Genomic DNA, 23499 nt, shown 5'->3' with positions numbered 1-23499 from the left:
GTCATGAGCTGAAGCTGCTCCGTTGCCTCGACATCGGGCAGGGCAAACAGCTTCTCTACCCGCTCCGCCAGCACGTCGAGCTCTACGAGATCGCCGGCCACCTCAAGCTCCTCGAGCAGATCGAGATAGGCCAGTGCATCCGCAAGATCCGTCGCATCAGCCGCACAGGCCGGCCCGCCTAGCGCGATCCATGCCCCTTCGACGAGCCGACGCAGGGGCTGGCGCCGGCGGCGAGCGAAGCAATCCGCCATCACGACCCGAACTCGCTCGAGCCGTGCCTGTCCGTCCGCACCCAGGCGTGCGAGGCGCCCGGTGTCCTGCATCAATTCCCATAGCACCGCCTTCTGAACATCACCTGCCAGCGTCTCCAGGTCGACAAGCGTGAGGCCGCACCAGGGGGCACGCAGCACCGCGAGCCACGAAAGCCGGTCGCCCGGGTGGACCAGCGCGCGCGTCAGCGCCAACAGATCCTGCACGATGCTGCGGTGCCCCAGCGCCTCGATCTCGACCGCGCGAAAACGCAAGCCCGCGCGCCGCAACCGCGGCGCAATCTTGAAGAGATGCGCACGTGCGCGCACGAGAATGGCGATGGTTTTCTGCGATGGGTCCGCCATCGCCTGCTTTACCAGGGCCACCGCTTGCTCTGCCTCCTTCTCGTCATCTCGCCCCAGCATTGGATGCAGCACCACCGCCGGTTCCACGTGAGCCGGATCATAGGCCTCCGCGGGCGAATAGGTGACCGCTCCCGCCGCCACGTCTTCCTGCGTCGGAAACGCCCGCGCGAACGCCCGGTTCACCCATTCCACGATCCCTTCCTGGGAACGGAAGTTCACCTTGAGGTTGAGCGGCTCAAGCCGGACATTCCCGATGCCCTGGTGCCAGACACGCAGGAACAGACCAACCTCCGCCTGGCGGAAGCGGTAAATGGACTGCATCGGATCACCCACGACGAACAGACTGCGCCCGTCTCCGGGTGTCCAGCCCGCCGTGAGCAGATCCAGAAGCTCGTATTGGCTAAGCGAAGTATCCTGGAACTCGTCGACCAACACATGCTGGATCCGGTAATCAAGCGTGAGGGCGAGATCCGTCGGTTCGTCGCGGGTCCCCAGTGAGCGCAACGCGCTCCAGGACACTTGTGTGAAATCCACCTCTCCGCGGTTCTGGAACACCACCCAAAGTTCCGCGACCGCCAGCGGCAGCAGCTGGTACAGTGCCTCCACCACCTCCCACTGGCTATCATCGTATCGGGGTGGCGGTAAATCGGGCAACGCAGCCAGGCGTTCCACCAATCCGGTACAGTCGCCAAGCTTGCTGACCAGAATCTCGAACCGCTCTTTAGCTTCCTTGCAGCGCGCTTTTTCCGCCGCGTTCGGCGCCGTGCTCGGGGCCGGAAAACCGGTTTTCGCATTGACCGCCTTGCGCCATTCGCCTTTCGACGTGAGAAGCAGCGACCCGAGCCCGCGCCACTTGGCGAGATCATCCGTTATCGTTCCCGGAAGTTCCGTCATGTCGAGGCAGGCCAGAATCTCGGATGGTGTGCCGGAGGTCCGCAGGTTCTCCGCGGCGAAGCGTGCGAGCGCGAGCAGCTCCGGCACCTCGACCGTTGGCATCGCCAAGCGCAGAGCGGCGAGCGCATCCTCGATGACATGCGCGAGCGCGGCCTCGAGATTCTCCCGCGACGGCGGTTGTTCGCCGCTCCCAAGGTGCCGCATCCACTGGTCGCGCCGCGCCAGCATCCCGGCGATCAACCCCTCAACCTTGGATAGATCATTGTCGAGATGCTGCAAGAGCCGCACGATCGCTGGACTCACTTTCTCGTCCGACTCGAGCCGCGCGATCAGCTCGCGCGCGGCTTCGTGGTACAACACCTCGGCATCCTCCACGAACGCCGGAGGCGCGCCGAGGCGCGAGAGCATGGGCATCTGCCGCGTCAGCGCGGCGCAGAAGGAGTCGATGGTGCTCACGCGCAGCCGCTCGGGGCTGGCGATCACGTTCCACCCCTCGGTCTCATCGCGCGCGAGCGCCGCCTTCGCCAATTCCCAGGTCGCGGCCTCGTTAGGCATCTCCGGGCGCGGACCCTTGGCCTTATCGAGGGCCTCGAGAACGCGAATGCGCATCTCGTTGGCGGCCTTGCGTGTGAAGGTGATCGCCACGATCTCTTCGGGATGATCCACGCACGAAAGGAGACGCAGGTAGCGCTGTGTGAGCAGCTCGGTCTTGCCCGAACCGGCAGGCGCCTGGACGATAAATGACTGATCCGGCGTGAGCGCGCGTACGCGTGCAGCGGCATCGGCTATAGGCTTGTCGTTGCTCATGTTTCATCACCCGAACCGACCTGCAAGTCTTCCTCCAGCTCCCGGATCCGGCACAGAGGCCCCACGTCGCAATACTCGCAAGTCCGGGTTCCATCCTTCGGTGCGACACGTGCATCACCCGTGCGAAACGCCTCGCCCAGCGCCTCGATTACGCGGCGCCACTCCGCAAGCAATTCCTTCCACGATCCCAGCGCCGCCGCCTCTTTTATCTCGTCAACCGGTTCCATGCCCGACGCCAGCCCGGCCTCCGCCGCGATGCCGATAAAGCGTGTGTCGTCTTTGCGAATCTGCGCGAAGGCCACGGCCGCGACATTGTTCTGGGCCAAGGCATAGATCGGGAGTTGCGGCTCATCCGGACGATCGCCGAACCATTGATTGATTTTCGGAGTCCCGGTTTTGTAATCGATTACAACGCGCGCGCCGCCTTCGATCTCATCAATACGGTCCGGCACGATCCTGATCGTCAGTCCGCCATAACTGGCCATCTGCTCCTTTTCGGGAAACACCACGGTAAATGGCGCGCGCTGCTTCTCGATTTCGAGCCAGCCGAGCACCAGTTGCTCGAGCCGCGCCTGTTCGAGTGCAACGAAGCGCACCGTGAACGTCTGCGGTCGTTCACGGGCCATCTCCGCTATGGCGCCGGCCACGGCCTCGCGGACCGCGAGGCGCACCGCTTCTTCCGGAAAAGCACACAGGTTCGCGTGGGATTTCAGATTGAGCCAAAGCCCTTTCATGACACCGTGTAGGAGATTGCCGCGATCAATGGCATCGAGCCCGGGCTCCGGCTCATCGAGTGCGCGCGCCCCGAGACGCGCATGCGCGAACGCGCGGAACGGACAGGCAGCCTGATCCTTGAAAACGCTGGTTCCGCGACGTGCCTCGGTTCCGGCTACCAACGATGCGGCGCGCTCATCCGATATCTGCTCCAGTGACGGGCGCGATTCATGAACCAACTGATGCAACGCGCCAATGACACATGGCGTTTCGGTTTCCTTAGCAGGCAAATGAGCTATGAGTGGGCTGGGTCGCAGGTTCTCATCGCCACTGTGCCGTGCGTGGCTGACAATGACTTCTGGTGCGCTCGCAAGGAGCCATCCCGTCAGACGACGGGCGAAATTAAGTTCGCGGGCCGCAGAGGCGTGCGGCAAGTTGTATCGGCGCTGCAGCTCAATGGGAAGGAAGGGATTCGGGCGTGGCTTGTCGGGCCAGGCCGTATCATGCAGCCCGGTGATCCACAAGCCGTCGAACTCGAGACCCGCGGCTTCGAGCAACCCCATGACCTGAACCGGGACCTCCGGCGTTTTCGGCTGGAAGATACGCTCACCGGCCATGTGCACGAGTGTCGAGAACGCCTCGGCGTAACCTATCCGATTCGTGACCTCATCAAGGGTCGAGAGCACGGAAAGCAGCTCGCGCCACGCCTCCACAGTTTGATATTCGTCACTATCGAGCGGGCGATCGCCCGGCCACCCAAGCGCCAGGAGCCCGCGGGCAAAGCTCTCGGCCCAGGCGCTTGGAAGCTGTTTTTTCGGAAAGGAATCGAGGAGCGCGCGCCAGTTCTTGAGCCGCGCTGCGAGCATCGGCGCGCTGTGTGCGCGCCAGCCTCCCTCTCTATCCTGATCCTGAGCAAGGCGCAGCAAGCCATTGATTCGCACGAGGGGTTCAGCTTGGCGGCACGCCACATCGAGGAGTGCACGCTGCGGCCACTCTTCGGTTGCGCCGCCCAGAAACGGAGACCGCAACAGGCTCCCGGTCTCCTCGCAGGCTAACTCGCCTTTGCCGAGCTCAAGGATTTGAAGCGCCGTGTGCACGATCGGATATTGCGAAAGCGCCTGGCCCAGAGAAAGGTTATAGGGACGAATGGCGTTCGCGGAACCTGGCAGCACGGCTCCCGGCACGAACGTGTCATCGAAAATTCTGACCACCTGCGGGCGCATTGCGCTGAGATCCGGTACGATAACCCCGATGCGGGATGCCCCGGCCTTCAACCGCTCCCGTGCCCAATGAGCGGCGGCGGCAATTTCCTCCAGCGGACCGGCAAGCTCGTAGCGTACGACGGTATTCGGCATGGGGTATGCATCGATCGGCTCCACCACCGTGCCAGCGCGACGCAGGATTTCGAGCAACCGCTCCTGCTGGGGAGTATGCTCTTCGAATCCGAAAAGCAGCAGCCGCTTCGGGGCGTTCAGACACCCGCTCGCTAGAGCCTCAATGATTGCATCCGCCAGACGGGCACGATCCTGCCAACCCTGGGCGCGGCACCGTTCATCAAAGTCACGCGACCAGATTGCAAAAGCCCGCACGTCCTCGTTGGGCGCAGCGTCCGGCAGCGGCAACGGAATGGTCCACTCCCAGCTAAGCCGCCATGCATCCTGGACCGTCTGCGCCGTGGCAGAGGTCTGTAAGAGCCCGTCTCCGAAACTTGAGTCACCGATGACCGATTCCCAGAGCATGGCCTCCTGAACCGGACTGAGCAAGGTGCGGGTAACCAACTGCTCTTTTGCCAACGACGGCGCCGTGAACTCGTCCCAGTACCGTTCAAGCCAAGCATTCCACGTAAGGAGGTCCGGACTCTGCCACGCCAGCCGTTCTTCGTCCAGCATGCGGCGCGCATACGCGATTTGCAACGTGCGTACTTGGCGCTGGCTCGCCACGAGTAACGACGCTCCGGATTTCAACGCCTCAAAAACCGAATCGCGCAATATGTTTCCCCTTATTCTCTGTCCTTATCTGCCTACTCTGCGGACGGATATTCGGTCCTCTTCATGTAGCGGTTTGCACCGACTCGGTCCTGCAATGGTTACGACGCGCATATTACGCAAGAAAACACTCCGTTGACGGTGACATGAGCCGCTTGCCCGAATTAGCGACTGCTTTGCGGCATGTTTTTATCGTATCAGGCGTGCAGCTCCTGGCGAAAGCCACTTCTTTCCACGTCGCGCCCGGCGATATTTAAGATTGTCTTGGTGAGCTTCGTCCTGTTTATTACCGACATGAATAATTGTTGCCTTGTCATTTCAGCACCAGGCAAGACCGGGTCGAGCATTAAAATCACGGCCAATAAAAAAGGCGGCCATTCATGGCCGCCTCTCGGATACACTCTACGAATTACCTGCATACCCGGGACACTTCCTTGCATCCCTGGAAACATCCCTGCACTTCCGGTGTTGGCAGTTAAAAGTATTTCCCTATGTGCGTCCCTGCCTCCCTTGAATATAGGCCGGGGTAACCAACATGCAAGGAACGGCATCCATATGTTTACCAAAGGCTTTTTGTTACATTACATGCACTTCATTAAAGAATCTGGATGCTGCTGATCTTCACCACCTGCGGCGGTTTCGTGGAGATACCTGTGCCGTAAATTATTGCGGCTGAGCGTGCACAACGCGGTTACGTCCCGTCTGCTTGGCTTCGTACAAGGCGGCATCCACCTGCTGGAAAAGCCACACAGCGGGGTCGGGTCCATAGGTATCCACCCCTGGCTCCAGGCAGACAAGTCCGATGCTGACGGTCACGTCCAGATCGACCCCCTCCGAAATGACAAATGCGCTGTGCTCGACGTTGGAACGCAGCCGTTCGGCGATGGCCGCCCCCTGGACCTGCGTGGTGCCCGGCAGCAGCAGCACGAATTCCTCGCCGCCGTAGCGCGCCAACACGTCGCTGCCGCGCAGATCCTGCCCGAGGATGCTGGCGATCTGGCGCAGCACGCGGTCACCCACCTGGTGACCGTACTGGTCGTTGACCTGCTTGAAAAAATCGACATCCGCCAGCATGCACACGAGTGGTCCGGCCAGGCGCGCCCAGCGCTCGATCTCCTCGGCAAGGCGGCGCTCGAAAAAGCGCCGATTGGAAACGCCGGTAAGCGGATCGGTGAGGCCATCGAGCTTGAGACGCTCATGATTGACCGCGTTGTCGATGCACAGCGCCGCCACGGCCGCCAGGTGCTCGAGCAGATCCGTCGCTATACCAGGCATGAAATGCTTCGGGTCGCGGCTGCCTTGATTGAGACTGCCGATCAACTCGCCGCGGCGGATAAGCGGCGCGATCGCCACCGACCCCGACGCACAGGGATTATTCGAAAACAGCAGGGAATGAACATGCGCATCCGCTGGCCCGAGACGCGGTCGCCACGGGCGGGTAAACAACTCATTCAGCGTCTCACGCGGAATGGCGACAAAACAATGTGGCTTCAAACCGGATTCAATACCGGCATCGATCAACCGTGTCATCTCGTATTCCGGATCGACGCAGGCGATTGTGACGCAATCGATGCCGGAGAACGTCTCGGGAATGCCTTCCGTGATGACCCCGGCGAGGTCGGTCAGCGAATGCGAGCCGATCATCCGTACTTCGATCTCCCGGAATCCGGACCAGATGCGCTCGTTGTCGCGCAACTGATTACGGAGTTGTACCCATTCACGGTCCTGTGTTGTCTCTCGCTGGTCCATTCCCTCGCTCCGCCGTCACCGCACCGCCGCGCCCGACGATTCGCCCTTGATCCCGAGCATGCTCAACAGTCGCGGTGCGGGCACATAGCCGGGAATTGTTTTACCGTCATCGAGGAATATGGTCGGTGTGCCGTTGACGTCCAAACGCTGACCCAGCAAGTAGTCTTCCTCCACCGGGTTCTTGCAGGTTTTCATGTCCAGCTTGCCGCCGGCACTGGCGATACCGATCGCCTTGACGCGATCGGCCGCGCACCAGACAGACACCGCGCGTTTGTAACTTTCGGAGTGCAGACCCGTTCGCGGGAAAAAAAGATATCGTACTTTCACGCCGTGCTTGTTGAGCGTGGGCACCTCAAGATGAAACTTGGAACAATAGCCGCAATCCACGTCGAAGAACACCGTCAGCGTGCGTTTGGGGTTCGCCGGTCCCATGACGATCATGTTTTGTTCGCCCGCCTCATCGAGCAGCCGCATGCGAATCGAGGCACGCCTTGCTTCGGTCAGGTTGGCATGCGTACCCATGTCCACGAGATCGCCCATGAAAAGGTACTTGCCGTCGCTGGTCGTATAAAATACTTTCGTATCGAATTCTATTTCATACATGCCAGCAACCGGGCCCGGTTTGATGGTCGCCGTGGAAAGCTCGGGAAAGGCACTAGCAAGATTGGATTTAACCTGCTTCATCTCCAGTTCGCCAGCGGAGGCGGAGAAGGTAAATGCAAGACCGAGAAGACAAGATAAGATGATACGTAACATGATGTCGGGTTCTCGCTGTTCAGAGTGGATGAGGTAGCGCAGACTGCGCATGATCATACTGGCTGCCCGCGCGACGTGCCAGCGTTAGACAGTGCGCGCGGGGCTCGGTTCGAAGTCATTTCAAGTTCCGCTCCGCCTCGAGCACGATGCGCGTCATGGGAATCACGCTGTCCGGGTTGAGCGAGATGGAGCCAATCCCCTGGCGCACCAGCCAGGTGGTAATCTCGGGATAGTCCGAGGGTGCCTGGCCGCAGATGCCCACGTATTTACCCATTTTACGGGCAGTGTGGATGGCCATTTCCATGAGCTTGAGCACCGCCGGATGGCGCTCATCGAACCCGGTCAATAGCCCTGAATCGCGGTCGACACCCAGGGTCAGCTGGGTCAGGTCATTGGAGCCGATGGAAAATCCGTCCAGGTGCTGCAAGAACTCCTCCGCCAGCAATGCATTGGCCGGAATTTCGCACATGAGATACACCTTGAGCGCCGCCTTTCCACGCTCCAGCCCGTGCGTCCGCATGGCCGCCAACACCTGTTGCACCTCTTCCACGCTGCGTACGAACGGGATCATCAAGGCCACGTTGGTCAGACCCATGTCCTCGCGTACCAGCTTGAGCGCGGCACACTCCAGCGCGAAGCTTTCACGGAAGGAGTCCGAGTAATAACGCGAAGCGCCGCGCAGCCCGAGCATGGGATTTTCTTCCTTGGGTTCAAAACGTTCGCCGCCGAACAACGAGGCGTACTCGTTCGACTTGAAATCGCTCAGACGCACGATCACCGGCCGGGGATGGAAGGCGGCCGCGATCATCCCGACACCCTCGGCAAGGCGCTTGATGAAATAGGAGCGCCGGTCACCGTAGCCAACCGTCAGTCGGTCGATATGCTTTTGCTCATCCTTGCCGAGTTTCTCGTATTCCAGCAAAGCCCGGGGATGCACCTGAATACTGTGATTGATAATGAATTCAAGACGTGCAAGCCCCACACCGTCGTTCGGCAGAAACGAGTGCTCAAACGCCTGATCGGGGTTGCCGAGGTTCATCATGATCTTCGTGCGTGGCCGGTTGGCCGCATCGACGGAGATTTTCTCTACGCGGAATTTCAATGCACCGTCGTATACATGGCCGGTATCGCCTTCGGCACAGGATATCGTCACCGGCTTGCCATGGCTGAGTGCTTCAGTGGCGTTGCCGCAACCCACGATCGCCGGTATGCCGAGTTCACGCGCGATGATCGCGGCATGGCAGGTGCGACCGCCGCGGTTGGTGACGATCGCCGCCGCGGTTTTCATCACCGGCTCCCAATCCGGGTCGGTCATGTCGGTTACCAGCACTTCACCGGCGCGCAATTGCGACATGTCAGCGACATTCCGGATCACACGTGCCTGACCGGCCGCGATACGGCGGCCCACGCTTTTCCCGGAAGCCAAAATCGTGCCGCGCGATTCAAGGTAATAAACCTCATACTCGTTACGCGTCTCCTGCGAGCGAACCGTCTCCGGCCGTGCCTGCACCACATAGAGTTTGCCGTCCACGCCGTCCTTGGCCCATTCTATGTCCATGGGCATGTCACGTCCGGCCCCTTTTGAATAATGTTGCTCGATTTTTACGGCGTAACGTGCGAGTTCGAGCACGTCCTTGTCTGTCAGGGAAAAAAGCAGACGATCGGCCTCCGGTACCTCGACATTGCAGATGGAAGATCCACGCTCCGCCTCCTGTGCATAGACCATCTTGATCGCCTTGGTGCCAAGCTGACGTTTCAGGATCGGCTGTTTGCCGGCAGCCAGCGCCGGCTTGAAAACATAGAACTCGTCGGGATTCACGGCACCTTGAACGACATTCTCGCCCAAGCCATAGGCGGAAGTGATAAAGACAACGTCACGAAACCCAGTCTCGGTGTCGAGGGTAAACATCACACCGGAAGAACCGATGTCGGAGCGCACCATTTTCTGCGCACCGATCGAAAGCGCCACGTCATCGTGTGAAAACCCCTGGTGCACTCGGTAAGAGATGGCGCGGTCGTTGAAGAGCGAGGCATATACTCGGCGGCAGGTTGTCAGCAGATCCTTGACGCCGCGTATATTAAGGTAGGTGTCCTGCTGCCCCGCGAACGAGGCGCCCGGTAAATCCTCGGCGGTCGCCGAGCTGCGAACGGCGATATCGGGATCGGGCCCGTACTCTTTCGCGAGAGTCTGGTACGCCGTTGTGATTTCCTGAGTCAGGTCGGGAGGTATTTCCGCCTCATGGACCCAACGGCGAATATCGGCACCGGCCTGCTCCAGTTGGGTGAGATCATTGGCGTCTAGAAGCTTCAGACGCCCGCGAATACGTTCGACAAGATTGTTGTGCTCGAGAAAGTGCCAATAGGCTTCGGCGGTGGTGGCAAATCCATTGGGTATCCGCACCCCCTCCGCACTCAGGTGGCGATACATCTCGCCCAAAGAAGCGTTTTTGCCTCCGACAACAGGGATGTCCCCGATCCCCAGTTCGGAAAATGTGCGGATGTAGCGCATGCCTCGGGCACAAAATAACGCATGCCGCCGGGATTTCCAATTGAGAATTAACGACAAGCGATTCAAAACATGGGGGCCGGAAAATTCAGGCATAATAATCATGGCGTTATATACAGAATCGGTTTGTAAGCCCCTGGCGACGCCTGTCTGGCCCGATTCCAGACATGAACTATGCTTGTTCATTGAGCAAAAGCGGCAAGGCTCACTTCCCAAATAACAATGACGAATGTTGTGCATTCATCGGCGAAACACCCGCCAGGGCAAGTGTGTGCCGCGCGTCCGGCGATACGGATCGGGCTGAACAAGTTTTCGTGGGCGACTCATAATATTCGATTTGTGAAAAACCTGAAAAACGCCGTCTCCAGAAAAATATCATGAAAAGCTACCTGACAACTTACCTGGTACTGGCAGGGACGATTATGCTCATGGGTGGTTTGCATTTCACCCGCAAGATCATTCGCGAGCTGCCCAGCTCGGACGATCGCTGGCGGATAATGTACCTGCTGATCCTTTTCTTCGTCATTGGCTACCTGGTATTCAGCGTCGCGACATTCGGCGAACCGTTTAATTTTATTACACTCGTGGTCGCCCTTATTTTCTGCGGTAGCGGAGGATTTGTGGTAACCGTTACGCTTCTCAGCGCGCGCACCATTGATGACGTAAAACGGTTAACCCGTCTGGAGCTGGATAACAACCGCATCATGGCGATGCAGCGGAGGATGGAAACCATCCTGGACAACGCCGCCGAAGGCATTATTACTTTCGACCAGTACGGAAAAATCGAGAGCCTTAACAAGGCGACCGAAACACTTTTCGGTTACACCGAGGTCGAAGTGATCGGGCATGACATCAGCCTGCTGATTCCGCCGCCTGAGTCGCATGACAAACGCCAGGGTTATCTCGAGCATTTCATGCGCACCGAAATCCAGCGTCTGATCGGCCACGAAGGCGAGGTGATTGGCCGTCACAAGGATGGAACACGCTTTCATCTGGCGCTCAAAATCAGTGAGATCGTCGTGGACGATAAGCCGCTTTATACGGCGCTGGCCGCCGATATCAGCGAACGCAAGGCGATGCTGGATCATCTCAAGATCATGGCCGAGCACGACGGCCTGACAGGGTTGCACAATCGTTCCTATTTTCAGAACGAAATGGAGCGCTTTCTCGAACGCGTCAAGCGCACGGGGCAGACCTGTGCCCTGCTATACATCGATCTCGACAACTTCAAGTATGTCAACGACACGCTGGGTCATGCGGCGGGCGACCGCCTGTTGATCGAAGTCGCCTCGATTCTGAACAAGCGCGCACGTAAAACCGACGTCATCGCGCGCATGGGCGGGGATGAATTCACCGTACTGCTGTACAACGTCACCCGCGATCAGGCGACGAACACGGCGGAATCCTTTCGCAAAAAACTCGCGAATTACCGCTTCCGACAATCGGGCGAATCCGTGGAACTGGGCTGCTCCATCGGTGCCACCCTCATCACGCCCCATACGCAGGGCATATCGGAAATCATGTCGCAGGCGGATCTGGCCTGCCATCTAGCAAAACTCGCGGGACGCAACCGGATACACATGTTCAAGCCGGACGATGCGAACAAGGTCGCGACCATGTCGCTGGACATGGGCTGGTCGCACCGTATCAAGGAAGCGATCGCGAGAAACCGGTTTGCACTGGCCTGCCAGCCGATCGTTAACACCAGGACGCGTCAGGTTGAATCCCATGAAGTGCTGATCCGCATGTTGGACGAACAGAACGAGCTGATCATGCCCAACGGTTTCCTGCCGACGGCGGAGCGTTTCGGTCTGTCCGTGGATATCGACAAGTGGGTGATCGTCAACGCAATTGAGTCCCTGGCTAAACAACGCCGCGAGGCCCCGAACCTGCGCTACTCGATCAATCTCTCCGGTCAAACGCTGACCGACGCGAGCACCGGCGATCTTATTCTGGCCAAGCTCAAGTCCACGGGTCTTGATGCCGCGGCGCTCACTTTTGAAGTGACAGAAACTGTGGCTATCGCCGACATGGCGGCGGCCGAATCCTTTCTTTCAAGACTCCAGCGCATCGGCTGCAAGACAGCGCTCGATGACTTTGGTTCCGGCATGGCCTCATTCGCCTACCTCAAGGATCTGCCGGTCGATTACGTGAAGATTGACGGACAGTTTGTGAAAAACCTGGCGGATAGCGCCGTGGACCAGGCCATGGTCAAGTCGATGAACGAAATCGCTCATGCGCTCGGAAAGCAAACCATCGCCGAATTTGTGGAAAACGAGGAATGTTTCCGGCTGCTCGCTGAATTCGGCGTGGATTACGGACAAGGGTATCATCTCGGACGGCCGGACATAACGCTGCCATACCAGGCCATGGTCGATCATGCCGGCGCCATCATAGCCTGCCGTTTCTAGAAAGCCGACCTGGGCCGGCGAGTTTACGACGCCTCTGCTGCATCCGCCCCGGTTTTATAACTTCCTCTCTTTGCTGGCCATGATGTTGTTCCTGCCTCGGTTTATCCGCCGGTTTCGCAAGTAGCTTGCTGGGGCTGATCGCAGACCCAAAGAAAGGCACAAGAGAGCTCACCGTAAACCAATCCACCCAGCTGACCGGTTGCACCGCCGATGACGGCTTCCAGAAACAGAATGTGGCGGATGCTGTTGACTTTCAAACGACACAGCCGAATCGCAACCGGTAGCAAACGATCCCGGCGATTTCCTCATCCGTCAGCACGACGAGGCTGGTCTTCATGCTGCTACCTCGCGAGCCGGACACAATTCTGCCGATATCAGAGTCCCAGACCGAATAAGCCCCTTCGGAATTTACTATCGATGTTCTTTGTCTCCCAGAGAGAGAGGCGCCGAAGTCCATTAGCATCCGAGACGCCGGGATCAAAACGATCGATTTTTATCGTCATCGCACGATTATTTGAATTCCGGGCGCCAGCCTGCCACAATACCTATCCGTGCAGAGACCATAACGACATTGAAAAACTGGTCATAGACTCTTTGCGATCCACGAATTTATCCCGAATCGGGTCTCTGCTGTATCTTCTTATCCTGGCATCGGGCAGCTCCCACGCCGGGGCTGTTTATTCCACCGATGTGCGACCCCTGTACAGCTTCAATCAAAGCCCCCTGATCCAGATATACGGCCTGCCTTCCCTGGGTGAGGCGCGGGTGCTTGCGCAGGACGAATCCGATTTCGCGCTGCAGCTGCAGATTTCCAATAATTTCACCGGGGCACAAAGCGCATCCGAATTTCTGGTTTTGGACGGCGAAACCCACCGTCTGACTCTGGCTTGGCGGCAAGGTCTTGGTGACGGCCGTGAATGGGGATTCGAACTCCCGTATGTCTGGTACACGGGCGGCTTTCTGGACACTTATATCGAGCGCTTTCACGACACCTCCAACCTGCCGCAAGGGGGCCGCACAGACGTCCCGCTAAACCGGGTCAATTACCAGTATGCCCGCCATGGCGTGAACCTCATCAACGTCACGTATCCCGTCAATGGACCCGGCGACCTGCGCCTGCTGGGGGCAAAACAGATAGAGGCCCCTGAAACATCTGGCTATGCGACAGCATTGCGCGCCAGCCTCAAGTTGCCGACTGGCAAGGAATCCGAACTGCTCGGAAGCGGCAGTACCGATCTGGCACTGTGGCTGACCACGGCGACAACGCACCCATTGGATCAATGGAACATGTACGGCGGCGGTGGAGTCGTGTACATGACCGAGGGAAGAGTTTTGCCGTTACAGCAAAGGAATCATGTCGCCTTCGCCACGTTTGGGATCAGCCGGATGATTTTCCCGCATCTTATTGTCAACGGTCAGCTCGATGCACAGACCCCTTTCTACGACTACACCCATTTCCGTCAGCTCAACAGTTATCCAATACAGGGGCTGGTGGGCGCGAGATGGGAACTGGCGCCGCGTAAATTTCTGGAGTTCTCGATGTCCGAAGACCTGGTGGTCGATACATCCTCCGACGTGGTCTTTACCCTGTCCCTGATCCTGCCTTTCTGAGAACCGGCCTGGTCACGTATTCAGCGATTCCAGCAGCTTTTTGAGTCCCCGATCGAAAGGTGTGGCAGGTGCGCTTCCAAAAACCCGCTTCAGACGGCTTACATCGGCACAGGAATGCTGAATATCACCCATACGCGGTGGCTCGTGCCGCCGTTCGATTTTTTTCCCCGACAGTTTTTCAAGGTAGTCCAACAGCTGCAACAACGAATGACGCATGCCAGTGCCGACATTGAATACCCCGCCAACACCTTCCGTTCCATGCGTGGCCCGGGCGAGCAATTCGGCTAGATCAGCGACATAAACAAAATCGCGCGTCTGGGAACCTTCGCCAAACACCGTGACGGGCTGGCTACGCCGCAGACGATCCATGAAAATGCTGATCACGCCCGAATAAGGCGAAGACGGATCTTGGCGCGGGCCGTAGATATTGAAGAAACGGAACGATGTGGCAGCAAGATTATATTTCCGATGGTAGTACAGCAAATAATATTCGCCGGTCAACTTGTCCACCGCGTATGGCGACAGCGGGTTCGGCGCAACGTCTTCGGAAACCGGAATACTTGCCGTGTCGCCATAAACGGCGGCGGAACAAGCGTACAGAAAACGTTTGACTCCATAGCGGTGTGATGCCTCGAGTAAATTCAATGTCCCGTCGAAATTGACCTGATGGGTGCGAATGGGATCGTCAATACTCGCCTGCACCGAGGCAACGGCGGCCAGATGCACCATCGCGCTCATCCCCTCCGCGCACCGGTTGACCAGTCCGGCATCCCGAATATCGCCTACGATAAACTCCACGGCATCGTGGCGCGGCAGGTTTTCCCGCTTACCGGTGGAAAGATCATCCAGCACCCGTACCCGGTCGCCGGTCGAAAGCAGCTTTTCCACAAGATGTGAACCGATGAATCCGGCGCCGCCGGTTACCAATATGTTCATTCCGTCTCTCCGTGTTTTTTGTTCTCGCTCTGCCGAGCGCCTTGTGGCAACGAACCGTAACCGCCTGACCCCTGAAACAAACGCCGGTACGCTGTTTCCGCGTTTCCGGGGATTCCCCCAAAATCATGGTAATGAATTCCGAAGCGAATGACGTTCCTGCCAGTGAGACGGATGCAATATATTTCGCTTATGGCGATGTGAAATTTTCCGAATTAGGCGTGCTCGTACGCAGTAGTTTCACAAGGATCAGTGGCGGTAACGAGCAGCAGTTGTCCCAACTGGTCCACCAGTGGAAAGCTCTCAGCGGCGCGCGAAAGCGCAACAAGAGGCAGGCCGAGGCGATCCGCGAATGGGACTGATATCTGTATGGGGCGACACTGAACGCCGCAAAAATACTTTTGCGTTTCCTCACACAGTTCGCGGCGGCGGAACAGATAACAGAATATTCCGCCATCATGGTAGCGACCGGCCTGGGGCACCCGACGAAACCGATTCGCAAGTGTATAATGGTGCGTGCTGAAAACGAATCGTCCCGATGGGGCCAAGGCGTCGGCGGCGAGCCGAAACATCGCGTACCGGTGTGCCGGCGAAGGCAAATTCGAAACCAGCGTGGACAGTATCCGGTCGAAAGCTCTCTCTGCCAAACCTAATCGAGTGCAGTCAGCCTGCACCAGACCGATGTTCCAGTGCGAAGCGACACGCGTACCAAGCTTCTTCAGCGCTGCGTGGGAGAAGTCAACCGCCATCACCGCTGCTGCCTGATCCGCCATGAGCACCGTATACCGGCCGCCTCCGCAACCCAGCTCCATTACGATCGATCCTGCCAGCGGTTGCAGCGCCGCAAGCGTGGGTTCGACTTCCATGCGGCTCCACGGCAATTGCTCCCAGGAAGTGTTGTCACCGGCCGATGGCTGATCGCGCAGCGCCTGTTCATGTTGGCTTTCTTGATCCAGCGCGGAGGGATCGAGAAGTTTCACAATACCGTCTTCAACCGGATACAAAACGTGGCAGGCATGGCAACGAAGATTGCCTCGCTGTACGCGGCCGTCGTGTACGGGTGTACCCGCCTCGAGTTCAAGCGCACCGCCGTCGCGCAGACAGCGAAGCATGGTCAGTAGTGATGTTGGAAAACCTGTATACATGGTTACCTCAAGGGTCTGAAAGACGGACCAGAAGCATCGTGCTCGTCCGCGCGCTCAAGGTTTAATGTTATACTACCGGTCACCGGACCGGTACAGGTACAGGCAAAAATTGCAAACGTGGTCACACTTGCTGTCTCTGTCATCATCCCCACTTACAATCGCGCTTCCCTGGTCGCCCGGGCGATTGAAAGCGCGCTGGCGGCGATTGGCCCCGATGATGAAATTCTCGTCGTGGATGACAGCTCGACTGACGATACGGCTGTGCGCCTCGCGGCATACGGAAATAACATTCGCCATATCGTCATTCCGCACGGCGGGGCCGGCGCAGCGCGAAATCGCGGCGTGGCGGAAGCAAGAAATCCATTGGTAGCGTTTCTCGATTCGGATGACGAATGGTTTGCGGACAAGCTCGAGCTGCAACGCAACGTGATGGAGGCGCAGCCTGCCATCGCATTCTGCTTTAGCGATTTCGTGGTACGCGATCGCCATGAACGGACTTTCCCGCGTTATCTGAAAAACTGGCACAACGATCCTCGCCCCTGGGACCAGATACTCGGACCGGGGTTTCGTTACTCTTCGATCGCGAGCCTTCCGCCCGGACGGGATGACTTCTTGATATACGTCGGCGACCTGTACTTGCCGCTAATGGCCCGGCTTTACATCGGCACGTTCACACTGCTTTTTCGCAAGGATATTCCAGGGGGGCCGCCAGCCTTTCCCGTTGACCTGCCAACGTATGAGGACTGGCAGTTCTTTGGCGAGCTCGCGAAGCGCGGTCCGGGTGCATACCTTGATTGCGAAACCGCCATCCAACACGGACACAACATGCCGCGGCTGACCAACGTCGATGTGCTTATCCAGGCCGTGACCCGGATTAAACTGCTTGAGCGGGTCTGGGGCACGGATACTGAGTTTCTCGCGCGCCATGGGAATGCCTACCGTGAAGTTATCGAGGATCAGCGGCGGCGGCGGAAATTTTATGCCGCCAAAAAACTTCTCAAGGCCGGGCGGATGCGCGAGGCGAAGTCGGCCTTTGCCGACGTGACGGGGTATCCAATCTATTACCGCGTGCTGTTATACTTTCCAGGTTACGTGGTACGCATGCTGGTATGGCTTGTCGAAAAACTGCGCATGCTGGTTCGCGCCGGTGAATCCGGCTAGTCATTGTCTTGCGGGGTATCCCTGATGATCACTCGCGCGTGTGGCTTTGCCGCCCGCTCGACCGCGCTTCAGGTACTTCTTATAGAACGGTTTTAGCAACTGCTTGGCCTTCATGGCTCCAAACAGCACCAGCCCCATCGGTGTCCGGTTGTACAACCAGATGTTGTAAACGTTTTGACTCTCCGGCCGCCAATCCTTGAACCAGGGCGGGTCACCGACGAGGTTGACGTACTGGAAACCCTTGCTCCGAATCCCTTCCTGGATCACTCGCTCGAACAACATATTGCCCGGCGCGACACGCGACCAGTCCTCATCGTAAGCAAGCTTGAGCACGTATAGCGTGTCTTCGTCCTTGACGCAAAACTGGCTCGCGATCAGCTTGCCGCCCGCCTTCAGGCTATTGATCGTCACCGCGCCGCTCGTGCTGAACTCGTCGATAACCGATTGATAAAATCTCATGAGTTCGGGGTGCAGCTTGATGGCGGTGCCGGTTCCCTTTTCGCCTTTCCAGCCGGAAGCCTCGATATCGACAAACTCCGAAAAGGCGCGGCTGAGTTCGGGCTGGTCGGTCACCGACCGAAACTCGACCCCGTTCACGCGCGCCAGCTTGTTTCGCGCTTTATTGAGATTGGAACGGAAGTTGTGCGAGAATTTTTCCGTGATGTCCTCATAAGTTCCCCGGCAGACGAGATAATCACAAGTCTTCAACAGCGAAGTTGCGACGCGGCCGCGAGTGCCCGTGACAAGCTCGACCAGCGGCGACTCCTCCAGCACACCAGTGAAGCTCAGCACATCCCACCCCCGAGGTGCGTGCTCGCGCAAGGTGCGGGTAAGCGCGGCAATGACCTCGGCGGCGGTCACACCACGGCCAAGAAGGATATCGTTGAGCGGTAAATGCGGATGCTCGGGTAAATCCCACTGCCGCACCCGCAGCCCATACCATTTCCGCGTGCCGTGCTTGAGGGGCAGGATCGCCACGGGCTTCCCGTCACGTCGTGCCACAAAAATCGACACAGCGTCCGGTTCTTGATCGAGCGCGCCCAGGTAGCTTTTCCACCATCCGTAGTAATGAAGGTATCGTTTCCGCCGGAGGTCTTGCAACAGGAGGCGCCAATCTTCAGACGCAGCTGTCATGCCGTTCCGACCCTGATACACGTCTACGTGCAGCATATCGCTCACAATCTCCAGCGCCATCACCAAACCTGGCAGCCCACCCGATCGAACAACCGCCCCTAGCAGTGCAGTGGCCGAGACGAGGAAGCATTTGCCTCGCGCCACCCTGTGGTGGCGCAACCCGAAATTTTTTATTGCCCTTAATCTTATGGGCTTTTGTTCTTATAGCACTTTTTCTTATTCTATGGTGCAATACCTCGGCTGACACTACACACCGCATCGATGAGATGCTGCATGTGTCGAGACAATCCGGTATGGACAAACAACGCGAGTTTCTCTCGTCCGGAACCCGGCCTAGTGGAGAGTCCTAGGTTATGCACTTCTTCCGTGCCACCGCTCACATTGTAAAAACCGTATGGCAAAGATTCCGCCTCTGGCGTTATGATGATTTTACGATCGCCGACTATTTTCGTGAACAGGGTGCGCGCGTCGGCGTCAATTGCCGCATTCTGACCCGTCAACTCGGCAGCGAGCCGTATCTGATCCGCATCGGCGATCATTGTACCATCGGCTACGGCGTTAGTTTCATCACTCACGACGGCGCCGCCTGGGTGTTCACCGAGGAACTGCCCAGCCTGCAGAAATTCGGCGCTATCGAGATTCTCGATAACTGCTTCATCGGTCAGAATGCCATCCTCATGCCGGACATTCGCATCGGACCCAATTCCGTCGTCGGCGCCGGCGCGGTGGTTACCCGGCACGTGCCGCCGAACACCGTGGTGGCCGGCTGTCCGGCGAAGCCGATATGCACGCTCGATGAATACAAACAAAAAGTGCTGAAGAGCTGGCAGCGGCAAAAGCCGCCAGGCTATATGGCCGACCTGCGTGCCGGTGTACACTATACGCCTGCCGATATTCAGAATGAGAAGGCGCGTTACGCCATGCTGCTGCGTGAACATTTACAGCAACTGCTGTGGGATCCATCCCGCCTCGACGGTTTGCGTCCGGATCCGCACATTTCACCCGCCCCGTCCTCCATGCCCGTGACGCGCGAACGACGTCGTCCCGTCCTTGTGCAGGGCAAGGTTGCCGACAGGAGACAGTCATACGAGTGATTTGCCCGAACCGCCGCCCCGAGTGCGCGGTGCAGTGTTCAACCGGTATCGCGGACCATCTCCCGTCACACGCGTGCGCGTCCCGCGTCGGCGCCGTCACGGCATAGCATAATCCACGATGACGGTATCTGCGCCAGGTAGTTCACCCTGCCGCCCGCGCCTCGCGCCGGAGAACTAGCCCATGTCCGCCCTCCGCCGCGCTTTCACCCAAGGCTCGCTATACACCCTGTTCCAGGGGCTGGGTATGGCGGTGTCCCTGATATCGTTTCCGATCCTCACGCGAGTCTTGTCGGTTGAGGAATACGGCAACCTAGCGCTCTTCAACGCAACGGTTTCGATCCTGATGTCGGCGGCCAAGTGCGGCATCACGACATCTTTCATCCGTTCATACGCCGCGGTCGAAACGGCCGACGACAGCCGTCGCCGGCAACTTTACTCCAGCGCGTTCGGGGCCAGCGTCGCTCTGGGACTCGGCATCGCCGTCGTCTATACCATCGTCATATTCTTCCTTGGCGATTATTTCGGTCGCGCCCTGACGACGATATTGTTATTCGCCGGCCTGCCGATCCTCATCGGAGACCTGCGTGATCTGTTTTTCGCGTTTTTGCGCGCCCAGGAAAAAGTACTGACACTGAGCCTGGTGGGCCTGGTGATGCGCGTGGGTTCCGTCACCACCGGCATTCTCGCCTGCGTGATGCTGCTCGGCGGTCTCACGGGATATATCGTGGGCGTGATCGCCTTCGAGGCCACGCTCGTGCTGCTGCTCGGCCTGCATTTCGCGCGACGCGGCCTCTTCAGTCTCCGCCAGGTCTCGCCGTCGGTGGCCGGCCAGCTCCTGGTTTTTGGCGCGCCGCTGCTTCTGTTCGAGCTGTCTTCGCTCGTCAACGACAACGCCGACCGGTTCCTGATCAACCATTTTCTGGGTTCGGCCCAGGTCGGCATCTATTCCGTCGGCTATAATTTCGCCATGTACGTCCAGGGCATGATAACCGCCCCCCTGTGGATGACCATCTTTCCGATCTATACGAAAATCTGGGAAACGGAAGGCCCCGCGAAGACCTCCGAGTTCCTCGTCGTGGTTTTGAAATATTATCTGGCGCTGGCAATTCTCATCATCGTCGGGGTGTCGGTTACGAGCCGGGAGTTGATCACGCTGCTTGCCACGGACAAGTTCGCCGCGGCGGCATCGATAACCCCCTTCGTGATCATCAGCGTCATGCTGTACGGCACCACTCATATCACCGCCGCCGGTTTCTACCTCGCCAAGCGGACGAAAACCATCGCCGCGCTGACACTGAGCTGCGCCCTGGTCAACATCCTGATCAACCTCGTCCTCATCCCGTCCTACGGCATTCTCGGGGCGGCGTACGCGACCGTGGCTTCCTATTTCATCCTGACCGTGCTCGTCACTGCCTTTTCGCGTGACCTGCTCCACGTCAAGTGGCCACTCCGCTCGCTCGCGATCTATGTTGCCGCCGCGGCGGTATCCGCGTTCATGGCGATTCACGTCGAGCACCCCAATCTGTTCGTGTCGCTGATTCTCAAATCCTTCGTGACCACCGCCAGCTACGCGATTATCGTCCTTGTCCTCGACCGCGGGCTGCGGGAAACCGTCGTGCGTCTCGGTACGGGACTCTATCGTAAGCGGCGTGCGTGATGTCCTCGAAAATTAAAATCGCCGTCGTCGTCCGCCAGCTGCCGATACCGGTCCACGCGGGCCTGCATCTCGTCATCCACCACTTACTGCGCGGCCTGGCAGCGCGCCACATGGTCAAGGCGTTCGTGCTCGACGACAGTTACGGACCGGAACTGTCCGATTACTTTCTTCCGTTTAGCTGTTACCCCGCGGGCCCGCCAGGTTCTTCACCCTCCGTGTCGGCCGCCCCGCCGCCGCGGCGCCTGCCGCTCGTCGCGCACTATTACCGCTCCACCCCGGAAAAACTTGCGTGGCTGCAGCAGGCCGTTACCGATTACCAGCCCCACGTGATCATCGGCTTCGGGTACGACCTCGCCCCCTATTTCGGTTTGCTGCGGGGAAACATCCCGAAAGTGCTCGATGTCGTCGATTCCGAGCTCCTGTTTCTATGGCGCTGGATCCGATCCGGCGAACTCACGGCCTCCTTGGCGAAACATCTGGTCGCGGCGATAGTCGCCGCGCGTCGGTATCTCCCCCGATGTAACGCCCTGGTCACCGTAAGCGACGAAGATACCGCCAATATCCGGCGCTTCTCCGGAAACCTTCAGACCTACACCGTCAACAACGGGGTCGATTGCGATTATTTTCAGCCGTCCGACCGCGTCGTGAAGATCGGCGGTCGCATCATCTTCACCGGTAGTCTCAACTGGCCTCCCAACCAGGACGCCGTGTCGTGGTTCCTGCGACACTGCTGGGAAAACATCCGCCGGCAACGACCCGACGCTAGCCTGGTGGTGATAGGGAAACTGCTCACCGAGGATCTCCGAAGCGAGTGGGAGCGGTACGGGAATGTGCAGGTCATCGGCTTCGTGCCCGACATCCGCGAACATATCCTGGCGGCGGAGGTTTCCATCGCCCCGATGGTGTCCGGCTCGGGCATCAAGAACAAGGTGCTCGAGGCCTGGGCGCTCGGCCAGGCGGTCGTCGCCACGCCGCTGGCGGCACGCGGGCTCAAGTGCGAGCACGAGACCAACATTTTGATCGCCGAAACGCCCCACGCCTACTCCACGGAAGTGCTGCGGTTGCTGGGTGATGCCGGCTTGCGGCAACGACTCGGCGCGAGCGGCCGGCAAAACGTGCTGGCGCATTACTCCTGGACCGACGCGGTCGCGAAGTTCGAACAGGTCATCCGTTCGGTGCTTCCGCAGACGGGCGCTTGAGCCCGTAACCGCCCCGTTCAGCGGCGCGTTGGAACGGGCGTCGCACGAGGCTCAAACATCCTTGTCGCCGGCAGTGACGAACCAGAAGCCTTCCTCGGATGGAAACCCGGGGGATCGGTCAACCCGAGGCGCACTGACCATCACGCGCTGAAAATCGCGCCGGCGCACAAACCCGAACCGCGTCCAGGGTATAGCAAGGAAGCTGCCGGCGTTGTAGCGAACGTGGATATCCGCCGCCAGCCGCCCGCGTCGGACATGAGCCAAGAACTCCTTGATGAGCCAGGGGCCCACCGTTGCATCCACGGCAAGGAAGTCGTCAACCACCGCCACGTCGTCAGCCACGTGAAATACGACATAGCCACGAAGCCGTCCTTCATGACGGACCTCGAACGTCCGATAGCGCACCGTGGGGTGCTCGTGATAACGCCAATGCAGATTGCTCCGGTTACGAAGCGCCAGAATCCTGCCACGCTTGGGAATCTCGTCCCACAACTCGTCGAAGCCATGGTCGAACTCCCCGGTCTCCGCTACATGATACGGCGCCTGCGGCGGGTACCATCCGTCCAGGGACGTGAACCTCGCAAGCAGGTTGATCGCGCGTGAAACTCCGACGATCGCACGCCGCTCGCCGAACCGGTTCCGCAGCCTCGGTCCGACGTCGACTATTTTCACCAGCCGCGCGATCGTCGTGGCCTGGCGCCAACCGGCGCGCTCCAGAGAATGCGTCGCTTCGTCATTGGGCAGCACGACGCACGCGTGCAACGCCTCGAGCGCCGGATCCTGCTGCAAAAACTGGAGCATTCGCGTCGCGACCCCGCGGCCGCGGCACTCTGGAGCGACCGATATATCCCCCAGCAGCCCGACGGGGTACACGCCGTCCAGGACGTAGAAGTCGTGCGGGATGAGGGACGCGGCGGCCACCTTGCGACCCTGGGCGTCCACCCCCCAGACGATCATTGCCGTCTGCCGGCATGGGCGGCGTTCATAGCGCCACTCGAAATACCGCCGGTCGCGCGTGAGCTCGCGGTTGGCGTTGCGAAACGCGATAACCTCCTCGACGCAGGTTTGGTAGGGAACGACGGTGAAATGTACGTCACTCATCGGAATCTCCGGCGAGGCCGGCGTATCG

General features: G+C 59.0%; 16 protein-coding genes. 6 read left to right on the top strand and 10 right to left on the bottom strand.

What is annotated here, in order from left to right; all coding sequences use genetic code 11:
• From ACC569_RS05145 to ppsA, 6 genes are all read right to left on the bottom strand, one after another.
• Positions 1–2315 (bottom strand): UvrD-helicase domain-containing protein (locus tag ACC569_RS05145; RefSeq protein WP_372522427.1); only part of this gene is annotated, 2315 nt, incomplete at its 3' end.
• Complete coding sequence (locus ACC569_RS05140) at positions 2312–5017, bottom strand: PD-(D/E)XK nuclease family protein (RefSeq protein WP_372522426.1); 2706 nt, start codon at positions 5015–5017, stop codon at positions 2312–2314. The genes ACC569_RS05140 and ACC569_RS05145, both read right to left, overlap by 4 nt.
• A gap of 194 nt (positions 5018–5211) precedes the next feature.
• Positions 5212–5433 (bottom strand): hypothetical protein, encoded by a 222-nt coding sequence (locus ACC569_RS05135; protein WP_372522425.1) that lies wholly within the window; start codon positions 5431–5433, stop codon positions 5212–5214.
• A 244-nt stretch (positions 5434–5677) separates the two neighbouring features.
• Positions 5678–6763 carry a DUF484 family protein gene (locus tag ACC569_RS05130; RefSeq protein WP_372522424.1) on the bottom strand — a complete coding sequence of 362 codons (1086 nt, stop codon included), beginning with the start codon at positions 6761–6763 and terminating at the stop codon, positions 5678–5680.
• Positions 6764–6778: 15 nt separating this feature from the next.
• Positions 6779–7576, bottom strand: a complete 798-nt coding sequence (locus ACC569_RS05125; RefSeq protein WP_372522423.1) for a DsbC family protein — start codon at positions 7574–7576, stop codon at positions 6779–6781.
• A 58-nt stretch (positions 7577–7634) separates the two neighbouring features.
• Positions 7635–10028 (bottom strand): phosphoenolpyruvate synthase, encoded by a 2394-nt coding sequence (gene ppsA / locus ACC569_RS05120; protein WP_372522422.1) that lies wholly within the window; start codon positions 10026–10028, stop codon positions 7635–7637.
• A gap of 374 nt (positions 10029–10402) precedes the next feature.
• On the opposite strand from ppsA, the gene ACC569_RS05115 reads away from it, so the two are divergent.
• Complete coding sequence (locus tag ACC569_RS05115) at positions 10403–12436, top strand: putative bifunctional diguanylate cyclase/phosphodiesterase (RefSeq protein WP_372522421.1); 2034 nt, start codon at positions 10403–10405, stop codon at positions 12434–12436.
• Between the two features lie 417 nt (positions 12437–12853).
• Entirely contained in the window at positions 12854–14047 is a 1194-nt protein-coding gene (locus tag ACC569_RS05110; RefSeq protein WP_372522420.1) for a DUF3187 family protein, read from the top strand.
• Between the two features lie 12 nt (positions 14048–14059).
• Here ACC569_RS05110 and ACC569_RS05105 read toward each other — a convergent pair whose 3' ends face one another.
• The gene (locus ACC569_RS05105; RefSeq protein WP_372522419.1) at positions 14060–14983 is read right to left on the bottom strand and encodes an NAD-dependent epimerase/dehydratase family protein; all 924 of its coding nucleotides are present in this window, start codon (positions 14981–14983) and stop codon (positions 14060–14062) included.
• A 212-nt stretch (positions 14984–15195) separates the two neighbouring features.
• Entirely contained in the window at positions 15196–16125 is a 930-nt protein-coding gene (locus ACC569_RS05100) for a methyltransferase domain-containing protein (protein WP_372522418.1), read from the bottom strand.
• A gap of 117 nt (positions 16126–16242) precedes the next feature.
• On the opposite strand from ACC569_RS05100, the gene ACC569_RS05095 reads away from it, so the two are divergent.
• Positions 16243–17286, top strand: coding sequence for a glycosyltransferase family 2 protein (locus ACC569_RS05095; RefSeq protein ID WP_372522417.1), 1044 nt, complete (start codon positions 16243–16245; stop codon positions 17284–17286).
• On the opposite strand, the gene ACC569_RS05090 is transcribed toward ACC569_RS05095, so the two are convergent.
• The gene (locus ACC569_RS05090) at positions 17287–18480 is read right to left on the bottom strand and encodes a GNAT family N-acetyltransferase (protein WP_372522416.1); all 1194 of its coding nucleotides are present in this window, start codon (positions 18478–18480) and stop codon (positions 17287–17289) included.
• Between the two features lie 293 nt (positions 18481–18773).
• Here ACC569_RS05090 and ACC569_RS05085 point away from each other — a divergent pair, with 293 nt between their 5' ends.
• The 3 genes from ACC569_RS05085 to ACC569_RS05075 all read left to right on the top strand — a co-directional run bounded on the left by ACC569_RS05085 (position 18774) and on the right by ACC569_RS05075 (position 22370).
• Positions 18774–19514, top strand: coding sequence for an acyltransferase (locus ACC569_RS05085; RefSeq protein ID WP_372522415.1), 741 nt, complete (start codon positions 18774–18776; stop codon positions 19512–19514).
• A gap of 181 nt (positions 19515–19695) precedes the next feature.
• On the top strand, positions 19696–21171 hold the full coding sequence (locus tag ACC569_RS05080; protein WP_372522414.1) for an oligosaccharide flippase family protein: 1476 nt from the start codon (positions 19696–19698) through the stop codon (positions 21169–21171).
• Positions 21171–22370: a glycosyltransferase gene (locus tag ACC569_RS05075; RefSeq protein ID WP_372522413.1), complete on the top strand. Its 1200-nt coding sequence runs from the start codon at positions 21171–21173 to the stop codon at positions 22368–22370. Before ACC569_RS05080 ends, ACC569_RS05075 begins: the two co-directional genes overlap by 1 nt.
• A 51-nt stretch (positions 22371–22421) precedes the next feature.
• Here the strand turns inward: ACC569_RS05075 and ACC569_RS05070 are convergent, their stop codons facing one another.
• Positions 22422–23471, bottom strand: coding sequence for a GNAT family N-acetyltransferase (locus ACC569_RS05070; RefSeq protein WP_372522412.1), 1050 nt, complete (start codon positions 23469–23471; stop codon positions 22422–22424).
• Positions 23472–23499 lie beyond the last annotated feature (28 nt).

Origin of the sequence: Sulfuricaulis sp., from assembly GCF_041499725.1 — a bacterium.
Lineage (GTDB): Bacteria > Pseudomonadota > Gammaproteobacteria > Acidiferrobacterales > Sulfurifustaceae > Sulfuricaulis.
Note: the sequence above shows the minus strand (reverse complement) of the source record. Positions and strands in the feature narration are given on the sequence as shown.